Source organism: Clostridium sp. (assembly GCF_016650095.1).
GTDB lineage: Bacteria > Bacillota > Clostridia > Clostridiales > Clostridiaceae > Clostridium_AD.
Genome location: NZ_JAENWL010000021.1, coordinates 1 through 19,518, shown reverse-complemented (window position 1 = coordinate 19,518; position 19,518 = coordinate 1). Strand labels below are relative to the sequence as shown.

The 19,518-nt window shown below is 30.0% G+C and carries 18 protein-coding genes; 2 read left to right on the top strand and 16 right to left on the bottom strand.

Annotation, left to right across the window (positions count from 1 at the left end):
- Positions 1–24: 24 nt before the first annotated feature.
- From ispE to JJE11_RS02740, 5 genes are all read right to left on the bottom strand, one after another.
- Positions 25–867, bottom strand: coding sequence for a 4-(cytidine 5'-diphospho)-2-C-methyl-D-erythritol kinase (ispE, locus tag JJE11_RS02760; protein WP_291632721.1), 843 nt, complete (start codon positions 865–867; stop codon positions 25–27).
- 243 nt (positions 868–1,110) lie between these two features.
- Positions 1,111–2,673, bottom strand: coding sequence for an SPOCS domain-containing protein (locus JJE11_RS02755; protein ID WP_291632720.1), 1,563 nt, complete (start codon positions 2,671–2,673; stop codon positions 1,111–1,113).
- A 270-nt stretch (positions 2,674–2,943) separates the two neighbouring features.
- Positions 2,944–3,180 carry a Veg family protein gene (locus tag JJE11_RS02750; RefSeq protein ID WP_291632722.1) on the bottom strand — a complete coding sequence of 79 codons (237 nt, stop codon included), beginning with the start codon at positions 3,178–3,180 and terminating at the stop codon, positions 2,944–2,946.
- Between the two features lie 526 nt (positions 3,181–3,706).
- The gene (gene yabG, locus JJE11_RS02745) at positions 3,707–4,621 is read right to left on the bottom strand and encodes a sporulation peptidase YabG (RefSeq protein ID WP_291632719.1); all 915 of its coding nucleotides are present in this window, start codon (positions 4,619–4,621) and stop codon (positions 3,707–3,709) included.
- Between the two features lie 118 nt (positions 4,622–4,739).
- A complete protein-coding gene (locus JJE11_RS02740) occupies positions 4,740–5,744 on the bottom strand; it encodes a CotS family spore coat protein (protein ID WP_291632718.1) in 1,005 nt (334 codons plus the stop codon).
- Positions 5,745–5,886: 142 nt separating this feature from the next.
- Between JJE11_RS02740 and JJE11_RS02735 the strand changes: the two genes are divergently transcribed.
- On the top strand, positions 5,887–7,008 hold the full coding sequence (locus JJE11_RS02735) for a glycosyltransferase family 1 protein (RefSeq protein ID WP_291632717.1): 1,122 nt from the start codon (positions 5,887–5,889) through the stop codon (positions 7,006–7,008).
- A gap of 55 nt (positions 7,009–7,063) precedes the next feature.
- Here the strand turns inward: JJE11_RS02735 and JJE11_RS02730 are convergent, their stop codons facing one another.
- Genes JJE11_RS02730 through JJE11_RS02715 form a run of 4 tightly spaced genes read right to left on the bottom strand, consistent with a single transcriptional unit; the run spans position 7,064 to position 10,227 of the window.
- Positions 7,064–8,119 carry a CotS family spore coat protein gene (locus JJE11_RS02730; protein ID WP_291632716.1) on the bottom strand — a complete coding sequence of 352 codons (1,056 nt, stop codon included), beginning with the start codon at positions 8,117–8,119 and terminating at the stop codon, positions 7,064–7,066.
- A gap of 55 nt (positions 8,120–8,174) precedes the next feature.
- Positions 8,175–8,939 carry a hypothetical protein gene (locus JJE11_RS02725; RefSeq protein WP_291632715.1) on the bottom strand — a complete coding sequence of 255 codons (765 nt, stop codon included), beginning with the start codon at positions 8,937–8,939 and terminating at the stop codon, positions 8,175–8,177.
- 48 nt (positions 8,940–8,987) lie between these two features.
- A complete protein-coding gene (locus JJE11_RS02720) occupies positions 8,988–9,212 on the bottom strand; it encodes a hypothetical protein (protein ID WP_291632714.1) in 225 nt (74 codons plus the stop codon).
- A gap of 4 nt (positions 9,213–9,216) precedes the next feature.
- A complete protein-coding gene (locus JJE11_RS02715; RefSeq protein ID WP_291632713.1) occupies positions 9,217–10,227 on the bottom strand; it encodes a CotS family spore coat protein in 1,011 nt (336 codons plus the stop codon).
- A 162-nt stretch (positions 10,228–10,389) separates the two neighbouring features.
- Between JJE11_RS02715 and JJE11_RS02710 the strand changes: the two genes are divergently transcribed.
- A complete protein-coding gene (locus JJE11_RS02710; protein ID WP_291632712.1) occupies positions 10,390–11,520 on the top strand; it encodes a glycosyltransferase family 1 protein in 1,131 nt (376 codons plus the stop codon).
- A 306-nt stretch (positions 11,521–11,826) separates the two neighbouring features.
- On the opposite strand, the gene larB is transcribed toward JJE11_RS02710, so the two are convergent.
- From larB to JJE11_RS02675, 7 genes are all read right to left on the bottom strand, one after another.
- Complete coding sequence (larB, locus tag JJE11_RS02705; protein WP_291632711.1) at positions 11,827–12,573, bottom strand: nickel pincer cofactor biosynthesis protein LarB; 747 nt, start codon at positions 12,571–12,573, stop codon at positions 11,827–11,829.
- A gap of 34 nt (positions 12,574–12,607) precedes the next feature.
- A complete protein-coding gene (larC, locus tag JJE11_RS02700) occupies positions 12,608–13,939 on the bottom strand; it encodes a nickel pincer cofactor biosynthesis protein LarC (protein ID WP_291632710.1) in 1,332 nt (443 codons plus the stop codon).
- 132 nt (positions 13,940–14,071) lie between these two features.
- Positions 14,072–15,256 carry a glycosyltransferase family 4 protein gene (locus tag JJE11_RS02695; RefSeq protein ID WP_291632709.1) on the bottom strand — a complete coding sequence of 395 codons (1,185 nt, stop codon included), beginning with the start codon at positions 15,254–15,256 and terminating at the stop codon, positions 14,072–14,074.
- Between the two features lie 119 nt (positions 15,257–15,375).
- A complete protein-coding gene (locus tag JJE11_RS02690; RefSeq protein ID WP_291632708.1) occupies positions 15,376–16,365 on the bottom strand; it encodes a lysylphosphatidylglycerol synthase transmembrane domain-containing protein in 990 nt (329 codons plus the stop codon).
- A gap of 4 nt (positions 16,366–16,369) precedes the next feature.
- A complete protein-coding gene (locus tag JJE11_RS02685; RefSeq protein ID WP_291632707.1) occupies positions 16,370–17,401 on the bottom strand; it encodes a glycosyltransferase family 4 protein in 1,032 nt (343 codons plus the stop codon).
- A gap of 359 nt (positions 17,402–17,760) precedes the next feature.
- A complete protein-coding gene (locus JJE11_RS02680; RefSeq protein WP_291632706.1) occupies positions 17,761–18,603 on the bottom strand; it encodes a CPBP family intramembrane glutamic endopeptidase in 843 nt (280 codons plus the stop codon).
- Positions 18,604–18,936: 333 nt separating this feature from the next.
- A complete protein-coding gene (locus JJE11_RS02675; protein ID WP_291632705.1) occupies positions 18,937–19,503 on the bottom strand; it encodes a TerD family protein in 567 nt (188 codons plus the stop codon).
- Positions 19,504–19,518: the final 15 nt, after the last annotated feature.

Below are 19,518 nucleotides of genomic sequence, written 5' to 3'. Positions count from 1 at the left end.
CTTATATTCCACTATAAAGTATTTCTAAATTGTTCTTGTTATATATACTTCTTTATATTGAATTTTAAATTTATCATAGCATCTTTGAGCTTTTAGCATATCATCAAAAAAAGCAAATATTGTCGGTCCGCTTCCGCTCATCATTGCACCCATTGCACCCATTTTAAGCATATCCTCTTTTATTCTTTTCAGAGCTGGGTATTTTCTTAAGGTAACATTTTCAAGTAAATTTTTCATGCCGCTGCATACATCCTTTAACTTATCTTGTTCTATAGCTTTTATTAATGTTTCTGTATCTGGATGCTTAAATATTTTACTAATATCTAAATTTTTATAAACCTCCTTAGTGGATACTCCGAAATTAGGCTTAACCAATACTAAAATATGATTTTTAAAAGGCGCGAGAGGAGTAATAATTTCGCCTATTCCCTCACACAATGCAGTTCCCCCTACTATACAATAGGGAACGTCTGCTCCAATTTTGACACCTAAATTCATAAGCTCATTGTCATCTACATCTATCCTAAATACATGTTTCAATGTTTTAAAAACAGCTGCTGCGTCTGCACTCCCACCAGCCATACCTGCTGCTACTGGTATGTTTTTTTTAAGATATATATTTATACCTTCATTAATGTCATATGTGTCCATAAAAAGTTTTGCAGCTTTATATACTAGGTTCTTTTCATCTGTAGGTATGTATGGCTTATTACAGCTTATATTAATGCCCTTATTACATTTTTCAAAGGACATAGAATCATATAAGTCTACATTTTGCATAATCATTTTTAACAAATGATATCCATCTTCTCTTTTACCTACTATATCTAAAGATATGTTTATTTTACCATAAGCTTTAACTAACATGATTTTCCTCCAAATCTTTATTATTAAAATCAGTATATTACAACGAATTTAATATTGCTACATATAATTTTAAATTAGGCACCTCGAAATAAATAACAAGTCAAATATGCTAGCATATTGACTTGTTATCAATTTTCATGCGACCAAGTAATAAACCCCTATATGTTATAAATAACATATAGGGGTTTAAACTGTCTGAAAGCTATTTTTCAAAATTAATTTCGGACAATTTATAGGTTTTAATTATATAATTATTCTGCCTGGTATTATAAGTTTTTGTGAAACCTTTAATACATTAGGATCTTCTATTTGGTTTACTCTTACAATTTCTTGTATTGTCGTATTGTATTTTTTAGCTACTTTCCACAAAGTGTCTGCGGATTGAACTACATAAATAGTAATACTAGCTTTTTTCTTAGGCACTTCCCCCTCTATTGGGTAAACATCAACTAAAAATTTCTTTTGCACCATGTAATTTACTCTTACATACACTTTCACTATAGCTCTAACTGCCATATTGCCTGCCTCGATATCTACATTTATATTTTCGATCGATACCTTACACATGCTACTCATATTTATCTTAGTTCCTAATATCTCAGCTCCACAGGTGAAAGGAATTTCCTCGGACACAGCAGAGAGATATTTTTCTTCATCATCACTTCTGTATAATACAGTTACATTCATTATGCCCTCAATTATAACCTTATCCTCGATCACCTTTTTATCCGTTACACAAATGCTGGAATTACACATAATAATCTTACTAGGTTTTGCCATACTACTATCTAATTCTATATCACCTTTAACTAATGTCTCAGTTAATAATTGTCCTTGCATTACATTAAGTCCAAAATCTTTTTTATCCATCTCAAGCTTTGTAGTTGGTGAGTATACATCTTCAATCATATCCACTTCTTCTTTGTGCATAGCCCTTGTATTTGTTTTTATCAAAAACTCTACATCAATAATTCTTTTTTCTCCTAAATCATCTTCCTTAACGTCATATTCCATAGCATCTACCGCAAAGTCTGTATAATTATCCATATAAGGGTTTGCCTCTTGAAATTCAAAGTCTTTATTTAACATAACTTCCTGCTCAATATAAATTAATTCTCTGCTATCTTTGCCCTTATATATCATATTAATAAATGCGTATGCATTAATTTGTATTTTTCCCTCGTAAAATTTCACTTCTTTCTTATGAATATTAACATCAAATTTTATAACTTTAGCAATTTCTGGTTTCTCCATTGGAATTTTTATATTAGCCTTCCCAATGAGCTCTCCATTAAAATTTCTTATAACTTTATCTATACTAGTAGGATTTTTTAAATATTGCACATCCTTAACTGCTTCAATATCTTTAACTATTTGGAAATTAAAATTTTTATATACTTCAGATTTTAATTTCAAAATACCTTCTAGACATATTTTCCTTTCATTAATTATTTTACACTCCATATGTTCTACAAAACACTCAGCATCGCAAAGCATCTCAGGCATAGCACCCATTATATCTATTGTATTTGAAAACTTGGAAGTATATATAACATTTTCCACATCAGTACGTTCTTGATCTTTTGTAATATAAAGTACATTATATTGAATTTGACCTTCTAAATATACCTTATCTTGAATTATTTCTTTAGAGTTTATTAGAGCTTTAGCATCTAACATAAGTATTTCTCTAACATCTGGATGAGTATCCGGTATTACATATTCTTCTTTCACTACTGTATCAGCAGTGTTTTCTCCCAGCAGTTGTTCATATTCTATATTTTCTCTTATTAAATTTATCTCCATATTATCCCTCCTCGTATTTCTATTGGGGTATCATTTATGGAATGCTACCCTCCTAAAATACTTACTATTAATATATATAGAAGTAGTAACCAAAATATGATATTTGATAAATATATTCGTATTGCAAAATTCATCATAATTTTCAAACAAAAGAATAAAAGCACATATTATGTAAAATGCGCGGTTATTATTAACCAAATGCATTCTATTTAATATGTGCTTTATATATATATATAAACATAAAAAACGATACTATGGTACAGTATCGTTTTATCCTGCAAAAACTATTTGAACTGTCTTTGTCAAAACATCTGAATAACTATATGTCACTGTCCTGTGGGTGTCTTTTTCTAATCTAATAACAAAAATACTTGGATAGGTCTTTTCAATAACTCCATTATCTACAAGAATCTTTCTTCTTCCACCATTAGCTTTTAGTGTTACTCTTTCGCCAACATGACTTTCAATTTCTTCTTTTATTGAAGTCAATACATTTATTTTTTCCACAGCAAGCACCCTCTTCCACATTTTATATTATACACCATAACCTTTTTTTTGTCAAGCAACTTATTATTTTATCACTACTACAACAATTTTGTCAATGTTAATTTTATGTTAACAAAATGCATTTTCATAGATTATTCTATACATAATTAATTTTTCTCCGTTTTATAGACCTTTACCTTATAAGGCATCTTAAAATAATAACTAGTCAGTATGCTAGTCTATTCTAGCCTTGTCTATTCGTCATATTCCGCCTCTCAAGCCCGCTGATAGTATCATTATAAGATTACAGTTCTCCTTGACTTGCTCAAAATATCCGTTTCATCTTTATCTTACTATTTTTTAAGATGCCTAACCACCTAATATATTTTATTGCATAATATTTTAAATACTTACATTTATAGTCTCTCCTTTAAATATATATATATTCAGTTTTATAAACAAAGCCACCTACAAGATATCTGAATTTATTTAGGCATTTAAAATAACCATCATTCTAGCCAAATATTTACTGAATGGATTTTACCTATTATATATACTGTGACTTAGGAAACCCCTCTCTATACTTCCCTCTAGTTTGTAATCCACCTATACCTGAAATTCCTGTTATAGTGTTCCGTATAACATCCGCTATAGCTACAACATTTTCTATATTTGTATATGCAATCTTCTCAGAAACTAAAACGGGATCTAAACAATGTATCAAGACACGATTTGGAGAAGAAGCGAAATTGGCACCCGCATCTAAAATTGCCTCATAACAAGATTGACATGCTCCTGCGAATATAACTAAATCGTCATAGCTGCTATTATAAGATCTAAGAGCCATTACTGACTCTACATAATACTTCGAATTTCTGTAATTATTTAAATTTAAATATTCAGTTATTCCTTTTACCATTCCATCATGCCCTGTGATTACTACTATATCTGGCTTGATTTCTTTAACTAAATCTACTATTTCATTTGGTTGATTCTTTTCTGCTATTACTCTACCTACAGCGTCTAATGATAGCTGCTTATAGGTTTTTAGACAAACCTCTAAATATTCTGCGTCCCCATCAACATGTAATATTTTTCCTGGTCTCCCGAAACTCATATCATTATTTTTGTATTCTTTATATTTTTCTTGTTTTAACTGTAAATCTTTGATTTTCCCAGAAACATTTATAGGCGTTGCTCTTTCTCCTCTTGTTCCTTTAATCCTACTCATTAGTATTCTTTTAATAGATGCATTTACTTTTTTATTAAAGACCTTATCAATTTCGCCAATGTTATCTTCTGATACTAATTCTAAATCCTCGCTTAAAGAGTCTGCTTCTATTCTTAAATTTATTCCCTTAAGTAAATATAAATCATTACCATCGCCTGGCATAATATCTATTATTTTAAAGGTAATGTCTCCCCCGTAGGATTTTCTCACTACAATATCCCCTATTTTCACAATACCACCTCCATATTTAAACTCATAATATATATTATGAAAATATAGATAATGGGTGAAATAAAAAAGTTATGTAAATATTAAATCTACATAACTTTAATAAATAGTTTGATTTATATTACCTCTGATTGAAGGCTTTCTTATATTCTTCAATAAATGCCATAAACTTTTCTTTTTCAGAAATTAATTCCTCCATCTTCTTGTTAAAGGTATTTTGAATCCAGGTAACTTCGTTATAATAGAATCTATTACAAAGCCTCCAATAGCGTTGAGGAAATATTAAAAATGCATAAATGAGTCTATATTCTTCTTCTAACAGAGGATTTACACTGCTATATGCTTGTAATATTATTTCAGCATATTTTATGTCCCAATCCTGCTTCTTAAGCACTTTTATCAAAAAATTTGATAGATCAAATGCTTTTACTTCTCTTTTGCAGTAATCAAAATCAATTATGTTAACATCATTATTTTTATCAATAACAATGTTATGATGTGTATAATCATGGTGGCAAAATCCTTTTTCTTCTTCTGTTGTTCTACATATGTCAAAATACATAGAATCATCCAATATAGCCATAGCTTTTTTTGCTAATTCCTTTTGAGTATCCACACTCTTAATATAATTAATATCAAAATCTGTTTTAAAATTCTTCTTTTTTCTAATCATAGCTTGCATTTTATCAAAGGACTTTATTCTTTTTTCCATTAAATATGGCCATCTTCCAAGATCTGTTTTTAGCTTACTGTTTTCTGGTGGCTCATATCCCTTGGATGCGATATGCATATAAGCTAATTGTTTTGCAGCTTCAACTAAATCCTCTTCATTATGAAAATCACATTCTCGTCCATCTATCCATGTTGATAGTGTATAAATATCTTCATTAACCAAGGCATATGGGTTCCCTTCAGTATTCAAAAAATACCTATCTACCTTATCAAATCCATTATTTACAAGATGCTCTTTGGCTCCGTACACGAACAAAAGTTTTTGTGTCCCATAATTGATTTTCTTTAGACATTTAGCTCCATCATCTGTCTTCAAAAGATATACTCCCTTATTAGGACGTATACTTTCTATTTTAATACCATATTGTCTTTCAATTTCAAATTCCCTCATCATGTTACTCATCCCCCCCCTCTATAATTTATATTACTATTATTTTTTTTTAGAATAAATTCTTATATGTTTTAACAACATTTATACCTTTCTTAATATAATAAAGTATATTCATATTTTAAATTAGTGTTTAAGGAGTCTTAAAATGAAAATTGGAATTGATGCTAGAGCTGCAAAATGGTATAGAGGCACTGGTATAGGAACTTATTCTTACCAACTAATTCGCTCTTTGAATAAAATAGACAATTTTAATGATTATTTGCTTTTCGTGCCCGAAGACTGTGATCTCACCATACCCTTTAAGGAAAATTTTCATATAAAAAATATTAAGCAAGATAATCAAAAAAATTTCTGGGATGAAGTGAATAACTCTAACACTTTAATAGACAAACAAATGGACATATATCACGTTCCTCAAAATGGTATCGGACTACCTAATGTTAAGAACTGTCCCTTTGTTATTACACTACATGATGTTATTCCGTATAAAATGCCAGATACAGTTAGTGAACAATATCTAAAAATTTTTAACGAACAATTGCCCAATATTATTCCCATGTGCGATGGAATAATTACCGTGTCGGAATATTCAAAAGAAGATATCATTAAAACTTTTAACTTTCCTAAAGAAAAGATATATGTTACTTATTTGGCTAGTGAGGATATCTATAAACCTTATGATAAATCTCTTAGTAAAACCATTATTGAAAAAAATTACTCTATTACAGGAGACTATATTCTATATATTGGCGGGTTTAGTCCTCGAAAGAATATTCTTGGACTCCTGGATTCCTTTAGCCTTCTTTTACCAAGATTAAAAAAAGATATAAAACTAGTCATTGCAGGTAGCAAGGGTAAATCATATGATATATATATAAAAAGAGCACAAGATCTACACATTGATGATAAAGTAATTTTCCCAGGATTTATATCTATGGTCCATATCCCATTCATGTATAACGCTTGTGAGCTGTTTGTATACCCTTCTTTTTATGAAGGCTTTGGATTACCTCCAATTGAAGCGATGGCTTGTGGAGTGCCTGTAATTGCTTCTAACGCTACCTCTATTCCAGAAATCGTTAAGGATTCAACTTTGCTTGTAGATCCATATGATGTTAATGACTTAAGTGAAAAAATGTATAATGTGCTTCATGATAATGTCCTAAGGCAATCCCTTATAACTAAAGGCTTAAAAAGAGCTTCTACCCTAACTTGGGAACATACAGCTTTAGATACTCTAAATGCTTATCAAAATATAATTAAGTAAATTAAAATCAAATCCCGCAAATAGTGTATTTAGCACTATTTGCGGGGCTTCTTTATTAACAATTATAATGATTCTTAAACGCATCTAAAAACTCTTCTCTATCTTCTCTACATTCCACTTTTTTCTTTAATCTGCTTAAAAATACCTCTTCACTCCACTGTTTTCCCCTTGTGTAATAATCTCTAGATACACTGTAAAAATCCTCTGGAAAACTGAGCATACCATACAACACCTTTAATTCCCGATTGTCTAACTTATTTACTTCTGTATATTTGCTTATTATGCTGTAGCATTTTTCTACATCATAAGCAAAGTTTTTAATTGCTTTATTTATAAAATTACAAATATCATGTACCTTTAAATCTACAACCGCATAATCAAAATCTAAGAAATATACCTCTTCCTTATTAATCAATATATTATGGTGAGCTAAATCGTGATGACAAAAAATGATTTTCTCTTTTTCTTTACATAAAGTGTAATACTCTGATTCTTGCATAATTTTTATACTTTTCATTATATTTTCCTCGTAATACTGAACATGGTCTAGAAATATATAATCAAATTCATTTTTATTCTCATAAAGAGTTGCGAGCTTTTTAAAAAATTTAAGTTCTTTTAATTTTTTGTTATAATTTTCTATTGCCCTACCGCACAAGTACCCCTGCTTATTTTTAGCGAGTAACCTATCAAATTCTTCTTCATTTACAATCCCTTCAGATGCCCTGTGAAGCTCTGCAAGTGCCATAGATGTGAGCATAACATCCACCGGATTACTATACTCACATTCTCTTCCTTCTACTAAATTCATAATACAATATATATCATCTTTCCAAGGAACATATATGAGTTTATTTTTAGTCTTTTCAAATTCGATGATTCTATTAAAATTATTATTTTTAATATACTCAATACCATAATTAATAAATTCAAGTCGCGAAACACCATAGTTCACTTTTTTTAAAATTTTATCACCTTTATCAGTATTAAGTATGAATACTTTTCTTACTGGAATAACATCAAAAACCAATAAATCGAATTCGCTAAATAAATTTACATCTAAATCATATTTACTTAAATAAGCCCTATCTTTATATCTAACGTCTAACATGTTCTCACCTCTTTTATTATCACTCCTGATGCTGTCATATCATTACATTGCTAATTTAAATTAAAGAATCTCCATCTTGGATTAAAGTTTTTATAAGTTTCTCAGAAAACCTGTCCTTATGCCACTCTTTTTTACCTTGCCTATATCTATTGCAGCATCTCATAAATTCACGCGGATAAGAAATTAAAGCAATTAGGAATTTTGAACTACTTGAATCTAGTCCTTCAATATAACAGAATTCTTTAATAAGCTTATGGAAATCGAGTTCCGCTCCTTTTCTTTTTAATTTACTAAGCAAAAGAAAACAATCCATTTCCACCATGTTATAATTACAATCTTCAAAATTAACTACTTCAATAAAATCATTTTTCCTAAGGTTTTGAAAACCTGTGTTACCCAAGCATATTTCGCTCCGCCTCATGCTTCTTGTTATAATACCTATATAGTCTGTTTGGTACACTTCTCTTATACACTCTTCGCCTCTATTTATAACTTCATTTCCATATTTAATAATTAATTCTTCAAATGAATTTTTAGGTTCATCTCTTTTAATTTTATTTATATCGCACGCCAGCTTTTTAATAGAAATTTTATATTCTTCTATAACTTTCCCTGTATTGTTATTTAGCCTATTCCTTAGATATCCATTAAATCCTAAAGATTTTTCATGAAAAGCATAAATAGCGCCAAACTGTTCTATTAATAATTCTTCAGTTATGTTTGATTCTATATTTTCATATTTAGATTCAATTTTGTCTACGTTTTTAATACCTTTAAACATCATATAGTCAGAAAATTCATTATAGATGATTATTGCCATTAGACCACCTCTAATTAGATATATTAATTGCTCTATAATAGCCAATCGCTACCTATTTTTCTTATAGTTTTTGTCCATCTTCTTTAATATTTCTCTTTGCTCAAATTCTAACTCTTTAATTTTCTTTTGTCTTTTTTTTATTTTCTTAAGTTTTTTAACTTCCTCTTCCATTTTCTCAAGCTTTATATCATATTCCTCTACAGTGGATTCCTCTGGCTGCATTATGTCAATTTCAAACTCATCATTACACATGTCCTTTTTATCTTTTCCCACAATACTACCTCCCATATTTTATTTCTCTAAATTTATTAATAAAAGTTTGCTTATCCACTCTATCCTCATATGATTTTTCAAGCTTCTTCAAAAAAAACTCTTCTCCCCAATCCTTTTTTTCCCAATAATATTGAATCCCTATTTGCCAGTACTCCTGAGGGAATTCCATAAATGCTGCCATTACCTCTATATCGCTTTTATATATTAAATTTATATCATCATATGCATCCATTATAAAAAATGCGTTTTCAAGACTCCATTTTCCATTTTTCATTCTTCTCATTAGAAGACTACTTAAATCATGTAAATGAGTGTCTAAAATACAATAATCAAAATCAATAATATTCACTTCTCCACTTTTTTCTATTAATATATTATGATGAGCATAATCATGATGGCAAAATCCACTATGTTTAATTTCCTCTTTCATCTTACTTACATATTCACTTTTGCATAAATTAGATATTGATTTATTACACCGAGCTATCTCTTCCTCCATTATGTTTAAATAATTGTTATCAAATTCCGTAATGCATTCTTTTTCATTTATTCTTCTTTTAAAGTCTAATATTTCTCGCTCTCTGGTTTTAAAAGTTTCTATCCACTTAAGCCACGCTATTCTAGGCTTCATGTCAGGTGTAACTTTGAAATTCAAACTTTTTTTATGGAGCTCTGCAAGCTTTGAGGTACATAATTCTATTTCTACAGGATTATCATAATTGCATTCTCTTGCGCTTAGCCACAGTGTTAAATAAGCGTATTTATTATCAATGGCTATATACTCTTTGTTATCAATAGTTGCAATAATTTCTGGTATCTTTTGAAAACCATTGTCCTGCAAATGTTTTATTGCACCAACAATAAATAAAAAATGCTTAAAGTCATAATTAATGATTTTCAAGCAATACATCCCATTTTCAGTTTCTATTCTGTATACATTTTTTATCTTCTCAATATCATTAATACAAAAAGAATAATTTTCTTGTACTTTCTCCTTTAATTCCTGAATTTCCAAATACATGCCTCCGAAATATTCTTCTGTTGTAGTATATGAACTTACTAAATAATTTGTGCTTAATTATATTTAGGCATATAGCACACTTTCACAGTTAAAATAGTATATTAATGTATGTTCTCTTTTCAATGAGATTTTTAATAATTTTAAGGAGTGAATCCTATGAGGATTGCAATTGATGCTAGAGGTATCAACTTGTATAATGGCACTGGGATAGGAACTTATACAGAAAATGTGCTTAAAAATTTAATTAACATAGATACTACAAATAATTACCATGTATTTTGGTCAGGTAATAATTACGAGAGTATAAAAAAAGAAAACTGCAAAATAGTAATGACCTCTAAAAAGCATCAAAGATTCTTTGAGGATCACTATTTCCCAGAAAACATTTCAAGTGAAAACATAGACATATACCATATGCCACAAAATGGTATAGGCTTTTCTCAGGAAATATATTGCAAGAAAATAGTCACTATACATGATTTGATTCCATACGTTATGCCCGAAACAGTAGGGAAAGGCTATTTGCTAAAATTTTTAAAAGAGATGCCTATAATTATAGGAGGTTCTGATGGAATAATAACCGTATCCGAATTTTCAAAGCAGGATATTTTGAAATTTTTCCCTATAGACGAGAGCAAGATTTTTGTAACTCCTTTAGCTGCTGATAAAAAGTATACCCCACTAGATAAACTCTACTGTAGGAATTTTCTAAAAGATATGTATAATCTAACAGATCCATTTATACTCTACCTAGGTGGTTTTAGCGAAAGAAAGAATGTGGCTTCTATTCTAACTGCTTTTTCTAAAGTATATAAGGATTTAAATAAGAATTATAATTTAGTTATTGTAGGTGACTATAGAGACTCCAGTCAAAAATTAGTAAAACTTACACATGAATTAAAAATTGATTCTCATGTTATTTTTGCAGGTTTTGTACCAGAAGAACATCTACCCATTTTCTATAATGGCTGTGATACCTTCATCTATCCATCTTTTTATGAAGGCTTTGGACTCCCACCACTCGAGGCAATGAATTGTGGCACTCCTGTAATAGCTTCTAACCTTACTTCTATTCCCGAGGTAGTTGGCGATGGTGGGATTTTAATAAATCCATGTGATATCTCAGAAATATCCCTTGCCATTGGCAACTTGCTCAGTAACGAGAAGTTAAAATTGAAATTAGGTTATAAGGGATTAAAAAGGGCAAAAGAATTTTCTTGGCAAAACACTGCACGAAATACTCTTAAAGCCTACGAGAGCGTATACAACCATGAATCTCTATCATAATAAAAAAAGCATGAAATTTCTCCTTCGTATCTTGCAAACGAGCTTAAAACCAGAAATTCCATACTGCTATTTATTTCAACTATTCATAGGATTCGGCATGTAGCAATGTGTCAGATAGTATATAATGAATTTTACAGAATCTTAGTTTATGTAATGAAAAATTTCCGTAAGCAGACCAGGACGGGCTGCTAGCACTTCTGAGACAGGACGTCGAATAAGTGCGTTAGGAAATTTTTCATGGAATAAACTTAGATTCTGTTAATGAATGATCTACTATCAGAACATGCTACATGCTGAACCTTCATCTTACAATTTATTGATAATGCTCGCTAAATATCCTGCTCCAAAACCGTTGTCTATATTAACAACACTAACTCCACTAGAACAGCTATTTAACATGCTAAGTAGCGCGGCAATTCCTTTAAAACTAGCTCCATATCCTACGCTAGTCGGAACAGATATAACTGGTTTATCAACTAAGCCCCCGACAACGCTAGTTAAAGCGCCTTCCATTCCTGCCACAGTGATCACTACCCTAGCACGCCTTATAACATCTAAATTTTCAAATAGTCTATGAATACCTGCTACCCCTACATCATAAATTCTTTCAACCTTGTTACCAAAAAATTCTGCGGTAATAGCCGCCTCTTCCGCTACTGGTATATCAGAAGTTCCTGCTGTTAATACTGCAATATATGTGCTTTGAATCTGTACTTCCTTTTTTTTAATTACAATTATTCTTGCAAGTTCATTGTACACCGCATCATCACATATTTCTTTTACCCCTTCATACATTGTTCTTGATGCCCTTGTGCCAAGAATGTTTACATCCTTAGTAAGCATTAAACTAACTATTCCTTTTATCTGCTCCACCGTTTTCCCTTCACAGTATATAACCTCTGGATATCCCACTCTAAGTTCTCTATGATTATCTATTTTTGCAAATCCTAACTCTGAATATGGCAAATCTTTTAACTTATTGACACCGTCATCAATTGATATATCACCATTTTTTATGGACCTCAGAAATATCTTCATTTCTTCTGAATTCATGTGTTCCCCACCTTTTTAATTTAAACTTATAATTTTAATTATTATAGACTTCATTTTTCAAATCTTCATATACCTTTATTGCAGATATCCCCATCTTTTCAGCTATATTCTTACACTCCTTATATTCTAACTTATTTTTTATTTTTTCACCTTTGTAGTAAGCTTCTTTCACTGTAACTTCACCGTAACTAGTATTCACTTTAATAAATTCTCTTTGAAGCATTGTTTTATATACTTTAAAACTTCTTACACCAAATGTAGTCGTTTCTTTAAATAATATTTCTTTCATCTTCTCCAATTTGTCTGAACTGCATAAAACACTTATTTTTACGCTTGGTCTTCCTTTTTTCATTATAATTGGAGTTAAATATACATCCAAAGCACCCTCATTAAAAAGCTTATCCATAACATATTCATATAGTTCGCAGTTCATATCATCTATGTTACATTCGATAATTTGCTGGGCTACATCATCTTCTAAAGCAGTATGTACTTGCTCAAGTTTATTTTTATGAGTTATTTGTTCGTCAGCTTCTTCTACTAACATAACTCTTAGTACATTAGGAATTTCAGTATCTCTGTTACCTATGCCATAACCTATCTTATTTATAATAAAGTCATTATTATCTTTAAATTCAGAGACATTAGCTGCTAGAATTGCTGCTCCTGTAGGTGTAGTTGTTTCAAACGGTACAGCCCCAAACTTCACTGGAATCCCCTTTAAAATTTCTACAGTAGCAGGTGCCGGTACTGGTATAAGTCCATGAGCACACTTAACAAATCCACCACCAAGCTCGACGGAGGAACTCATTATTTTATCAACATTTAAATAATTTATGCAAATTGCTGCTCCCACTATATCCACAATAGAATCTACTGCGCCTACCTCATGGAAGTGAACTTCATATAAAGGTTTACCATGAACCTTTGCCTCGGCCAACGCAACCTTCATAAACATTTTCATACTTAATTCTTTGACTTTAGAGCTTAACTTACTGCAATCTATAATATCTTGGATATTTTTAAGATTTCTATGCTCCTGATGACTATGAATATTGGTCATATGTCCATGGGAGTGTCCACCTTCATTGTCATCATGTAAATGTTTATGATGGTGTGCCTCTTCAGCATCTACATGATCATGAGAGTGCTCATAATCATGACTATGCTCTTGTAAAACTACGTCTACCTTAGTACCCTCTATTCCCTTTCTACTGTCTCTAGATACTTTTATTTCATATCCATTTAGATTAAGCTTGCTTAACTCATCTATTAAATATTTTTCATCCATACCTAAATCTAACAATGCACCTAAGTTCATATCGCCACTAATACCTGAAAAGCAATCATAGTAAAGAATCTTCATTTTTATTCGCTCCATTTCTTTTGTATTTATTTTATTGTACCAAACAATTAAATAATATAGGATAAATATATTAAAAAAATGCAAAATAAGAAGAAGATAATTGTTTTTTCCAACTCTCTTCTCCTAAATTCATTATGTTATCTTTTGATTCTGTAGCATACAATTTTGTCTTTCAACTTCCATATAGACTTTTTCAACATTTTCTCCAAAGCACCTAGACGATAATGGTTCTATTCCATCATAAGCATTTTTCACCATTGTGGCACATTTCTCTTTATCCATTAAAACTTCAAATAATGTTTCAGCTAAATCTTCATCTTTATAAAAAATTCTTCCATTAATTTTATCCTTAATTATGTCGTCTAAATTTTTATCGTACTTAGCTACTACAGGTATTTGTGCTGCCATAGCTTCCGTAAATGTTAATCCTTGTGTTTCAGTTAGCGAAGCACCTACAAACACATCTCCCATCTGATAGTACCTACCAATTTCTGCCCAAGGTTTTTCACCTGTAAATACTACTGATTTTTCAATACCTAGTTCCTCAGCCAACTCTTCTAAATTTTCACGATCTGGTCCATCACCTACAATGAGCAATTTACAATTCGGAATTTTTACAATTAGTTGTTTCATACTATTTATAATTATATCTATACTTTTCTCTTTCGCTATACGCCCGATAAATAATACAACTGGCTCATTTTCATTTATTCCAAAAGATTTTTTTTCATCTTTAATAAGCTCTTCATCGTAATTACTTCGCTCGAAGGGTTCAATATTAACTCCCGTAGGTATAACATCTATATGTCTTCTTAGACCGTACTGCTGCAATGCATCTTTTACCTTTGTTGTTGGTACTATTATCGCACTGCAATCTCTACAATATAGTTTACTTACCTTCTTCGCAAATTGCGAAGCAGGCTTAAGCATTATACCATGGGATACATAGTGAATATAATCCTCGTACATAGTATGATAAGTATGAACTACAGGAATATCTAACCTTTTAGCAACTATTCTTCCAAATATTCCTATACTGAATTCTGTCTGTGTATGTATAATATCTAAGTCTAACTTTTTTATCTTACTCATAATTTTACGTGAATATATCATCCCAACTCTTTGAGAAGGTAAAAGGAAAAATGGTATACTAGGCAATCTAATAATACCTTCCTGCTCCTCTACATCTGGGTGTGTAACTGTAATAATAGTTACACTATTTCCAAGTCTAATTAATTCATTTTTCAATATCATAGTAGATGTAACTACCCCACTAACTTGTGGGTAATAAGCATCAGTAAAAATTCCAATATTCATAATCAATCCCCTTTAAATACTATAATTTTCTTATAAAAATTAAGTTATATAAGTCAGTTCTAATTACTTTAACGTGCTTTTATTTCATTAACAAACCTTAATTCATTAAGGACCTCTGCTTAATCCTTCATAAATGCATAAGCTCCAAAAATTATGCAGGAATAAAATGTAATTAATCTCCATAACAATATAGCAGCCATTATATTATTAGATGCAAAAAACAAGCTAAAAAACATGTAGAACGCGCCCTCTGCTCCACCTACGGCTCCCGGTAATGGTATAAACGCTGTTAGCATCATTACAAACGCAGTTCCAGCTATCATGCTCTCAATGCTAGCACCCTTCATACCAAAACTAAGATAAATAAAATAAGGGATAACAAAAATTATTGTTAGTTGTAATATTGTATAAATAACAGGTTTAAACAACAAGCCTTTGCTATGTTTTACTATCTCCATATTGTCATGGAATTTTTCTAAATTATCATTAATATGTACTTCAAGCTTTGATATATTTTTTACTACTCTAAATTTTTCTAATATCTTAGATAAGGCTATTATTAATTTATGTGTTAATTTTCGATATTTAGAAAATATAATTAAGCATACAATTACACTAGCATTAACTGTAAACCCTAGGCCAATTAAATAAAATAAATGGCTCATTTTGCTTCTAAAAAAACCTGCTTTCCAGAGTATAAGAATTAAGGAATATAAAGTTAATATTGTTTGATAGATAATAAATTTAATCATCAGTACTGAACCGGCACTACCAGCTCCTAATTCTTGTTTTGTAAGTGCATATAACTGCATTGGCTGGCCCCCAGATGCAAAGGGAGTAATTGCATTAAAATATTGTCCTGTCATAGTAACTTTGAATGCTTGTTTAAATTTATAGTCTTTCTTAATTAAAAATATAACACTTTGTAGTGTTTTAGCCTCAAAAATCCAATATAGCACCATGGAAAGAGCTGCTGCAATAATCCAATGAATTTGAAGATGTTTCATTTGATGAATCAAATCCATCCAACCATGCGTGAAAATAATTAAAAGAATAAAAATGATTCCAGATGCTACCCCCAAAATAATATTAAATTTATAATTTTTCATTGATTTACCTATCCTTCATTCTACTTACCTTTTTATAAAAATCTTGCCACATAGCAAGTACATTCTCTCTTGAATAAAAATTGTGCCCTCTTATAGCTTTTTCTTTAGCCTGATTATAATATTCTGAATCGTTTCTCAACTTTTCTATAGCTTTAATAAACCCTTCATTATCATGTTCTTTTAAGTAATAATCGAATAATATGTCCTCATATAATTCCAAATCTCTTAATAAAATTGGAGTTGAAGTATTCATTGCCTCTAGTATTGACATAGGGAAAAGTTCATTATACGATGGCATAAAAAGAACATCTGATACATTATATATATCATTCATCAAATCTCTTTCAACTATTCCTGTAAATAAAATATTTTTAGGTGCATTTTCTGTTTTATTTTTTAATTCCTTATATCCGGCCGTTATATTTCCAAAAGAAAAACCACCTGCCCAAATAAATTGTACTTGAGGCAGTTTTTTGGCGATATCAATAAAATCAATTACACCTTTTCTGGTTTGTATTTGCCCTACTCCAAGCACAACAAAAGCATCCTTTGCAATTTTCAATTTCTCCTTTGCTATGCATTTATCCTCGGCTGAAAGATTATAGAATTTTTCAGCTGAAACAAAATTGGGAATGTAAGTAATCTTTTTTCTATTAATATTATAAGCTTCAAGCTTGGTTATAAAATTAGGATTTACTGTAACTAAGTAATCCATACTATTATAAAAACTTATAATATATTTATAAAAAATCTTTTTAATCAAATTTGGTAATTTGATGCTTCCTTCAATAGTCTCTGGTAAAAAATGCACATAACCCACTGTTACACCTTTCCTCTTAGCAAATGGCACACTCAAATAATGCTTGAAATCAATAGTATGGTAATGCATTATTTCGGTTCTCTCTCTTTTATTTATTACAACTTTATATTCTTTATCTAATCCGCTTTGAACCAAATTTACTTGCTCTAGGTATGCTGATCCTACTCCTTGACCTTTGACTTTGTCAGCAGAAGAAAGCATATTTATAGTCGGCATGATAGTCACTCCCATTCAATTTATCCTTGTTACTATATTTATTGTACCCTATTATTATTAAATATAGATTAATGCAACCTTAAAATTTTCTTAAATTTTATAAATTCACTTTTAAAAAACACTCATAAGAAATTTAGTTTTAATATTAATATGTACTCTTATGTAGTTATTTATTTATAATTCTAATTTCATAAAATTACCGCTTATATTAAATTATAATAAGTAGATAATAGTGTTGTAGTTGTTTTAATAATGTATTAACTTGTTATTTACTTGAATGTCACTTAAAAGAACCTCTAACGTATTAATATGTTAGAGGTTCTTTTTCAACAATAAAATTTTTATTTATTGTATCCATTCTATATTTCTATGAACTGCTTATATATTTCTGGTACATCTATAATTTTATTTTGATTATATTCTTTATATACTAATATTAAAAGAATAACTCCCACAATAAAAAACATCCCATGAATCTCCATGGCATACCTGCCTTGTATTAACCCAAACATTGAAGAAACTGAAAGAGCTAAGAAGTTATTTACAAAATGTGCAAATATACTTAAATAAATTGACTCTGTCCTTAAATATATAAACCCGATAGCAAGTCCTAATAAAAATGCATTTATACCTTGAGGAATGTTAAGATGCACTAGTGCAAACAATAATGCAGATACAACAATCGCTGCAGTTGGATTTATTTTTTTAGACATTCCTTTTAATAATATTCCTCTAAAAATAATCTCTTCATATATGGGTGCTACGACAATAACATTAATAATAAATATAATTGGTGAAATAGATATCTCTTCGAAGGCTACATTTATAAAATCAGGCATGGATATCTTACTAATCCACAAGGTTAAACTGTTATCGAATACCATACGTAAGGCTATAATCATTAATGCTACATACGCAAAACTTCTTATATCCAAGTGGTATTTATGTTTTTGCTCATTTGACTTATCGCTAACACACTTGAGCAAAATGATAATAACATAAAATTTAACCAGTATACCAAAAGTTAAAATTACATAGGGCACTACTTTATCAAATTTTCCAGAAAACAATTTTAGAATTTCCTCAGGTACTTGTCCAAACCACTCCAACAAAGTTGCTAGAAGCATTACAAGAAGTGCTTTAATAACTCCCATTTTTTTAATATTCGTAGTTCCATTTTCTATGTTCATTAAAAATTTCATTAAATCACTCACTTTAATTTATTATGTTTTTCCCAATAATGTTATAACCTCCCTTAATAATTACTTTCATTAATCTCGAATTGCATATATTAATATTCTATGCCTTCCGCTGAAACTATATATTTCTATTTTAATCAATGTAGTTATTTTATATTTCAAGTGTAACATAAACTTTATGAAATAATATATTAACATAATGGTAACTTTGCTAATTGTATTCATTATTTCGATTATCTTCGACATTTATTATTTAATAAGAAAACCTGTATTTCTAAATATTGACAAATATTTAGAAACACAGGTTTATATATAGTTATATTCACACATTTCTTGTTATTTATATCTTGCTGATAATTCTGTTATGCTATTTGCATTAGCTCCTTCTCCTGTTGCTGTGAATTTCCATTCTCCATTGTTTCTGTAAACCTCACCCATAATTAAAGATGTCATGTTGTTGTAATCATTAGATAGGTTAAATTTAACTAACTCACTGTTAGATGATTTATCCATTATTCTAATGTATGCGTTCTTAATCATTCCAAAATGTTGCCCCTTAGATACACAATTATAAATATTAACAACGAAAACTATCTTATTTATATCATCTGGTACTTTTGCTAAATCTACAACTATTTGTTCGTCATCACCTTCACCTGCTCCAGTAAGATTATCACCCTGGTGAACTACACTCTTACACTTACTTGACTTATTACCAAAGTATATTATACTCTTGGCACTAGATAATTTTCCGCTTTCACCTAACATTAAAGCTGATGCATCACAATCAATAGTGTTGCCACCATTGCTACCATCCCACCCTAGTCCTACTACTAATTCCTTTAATGATGAGTTACCCTTTGTTAAATCTACCTTTTGACCTTTTATTAAATTAACTCCCATATTAATATTCCTCCT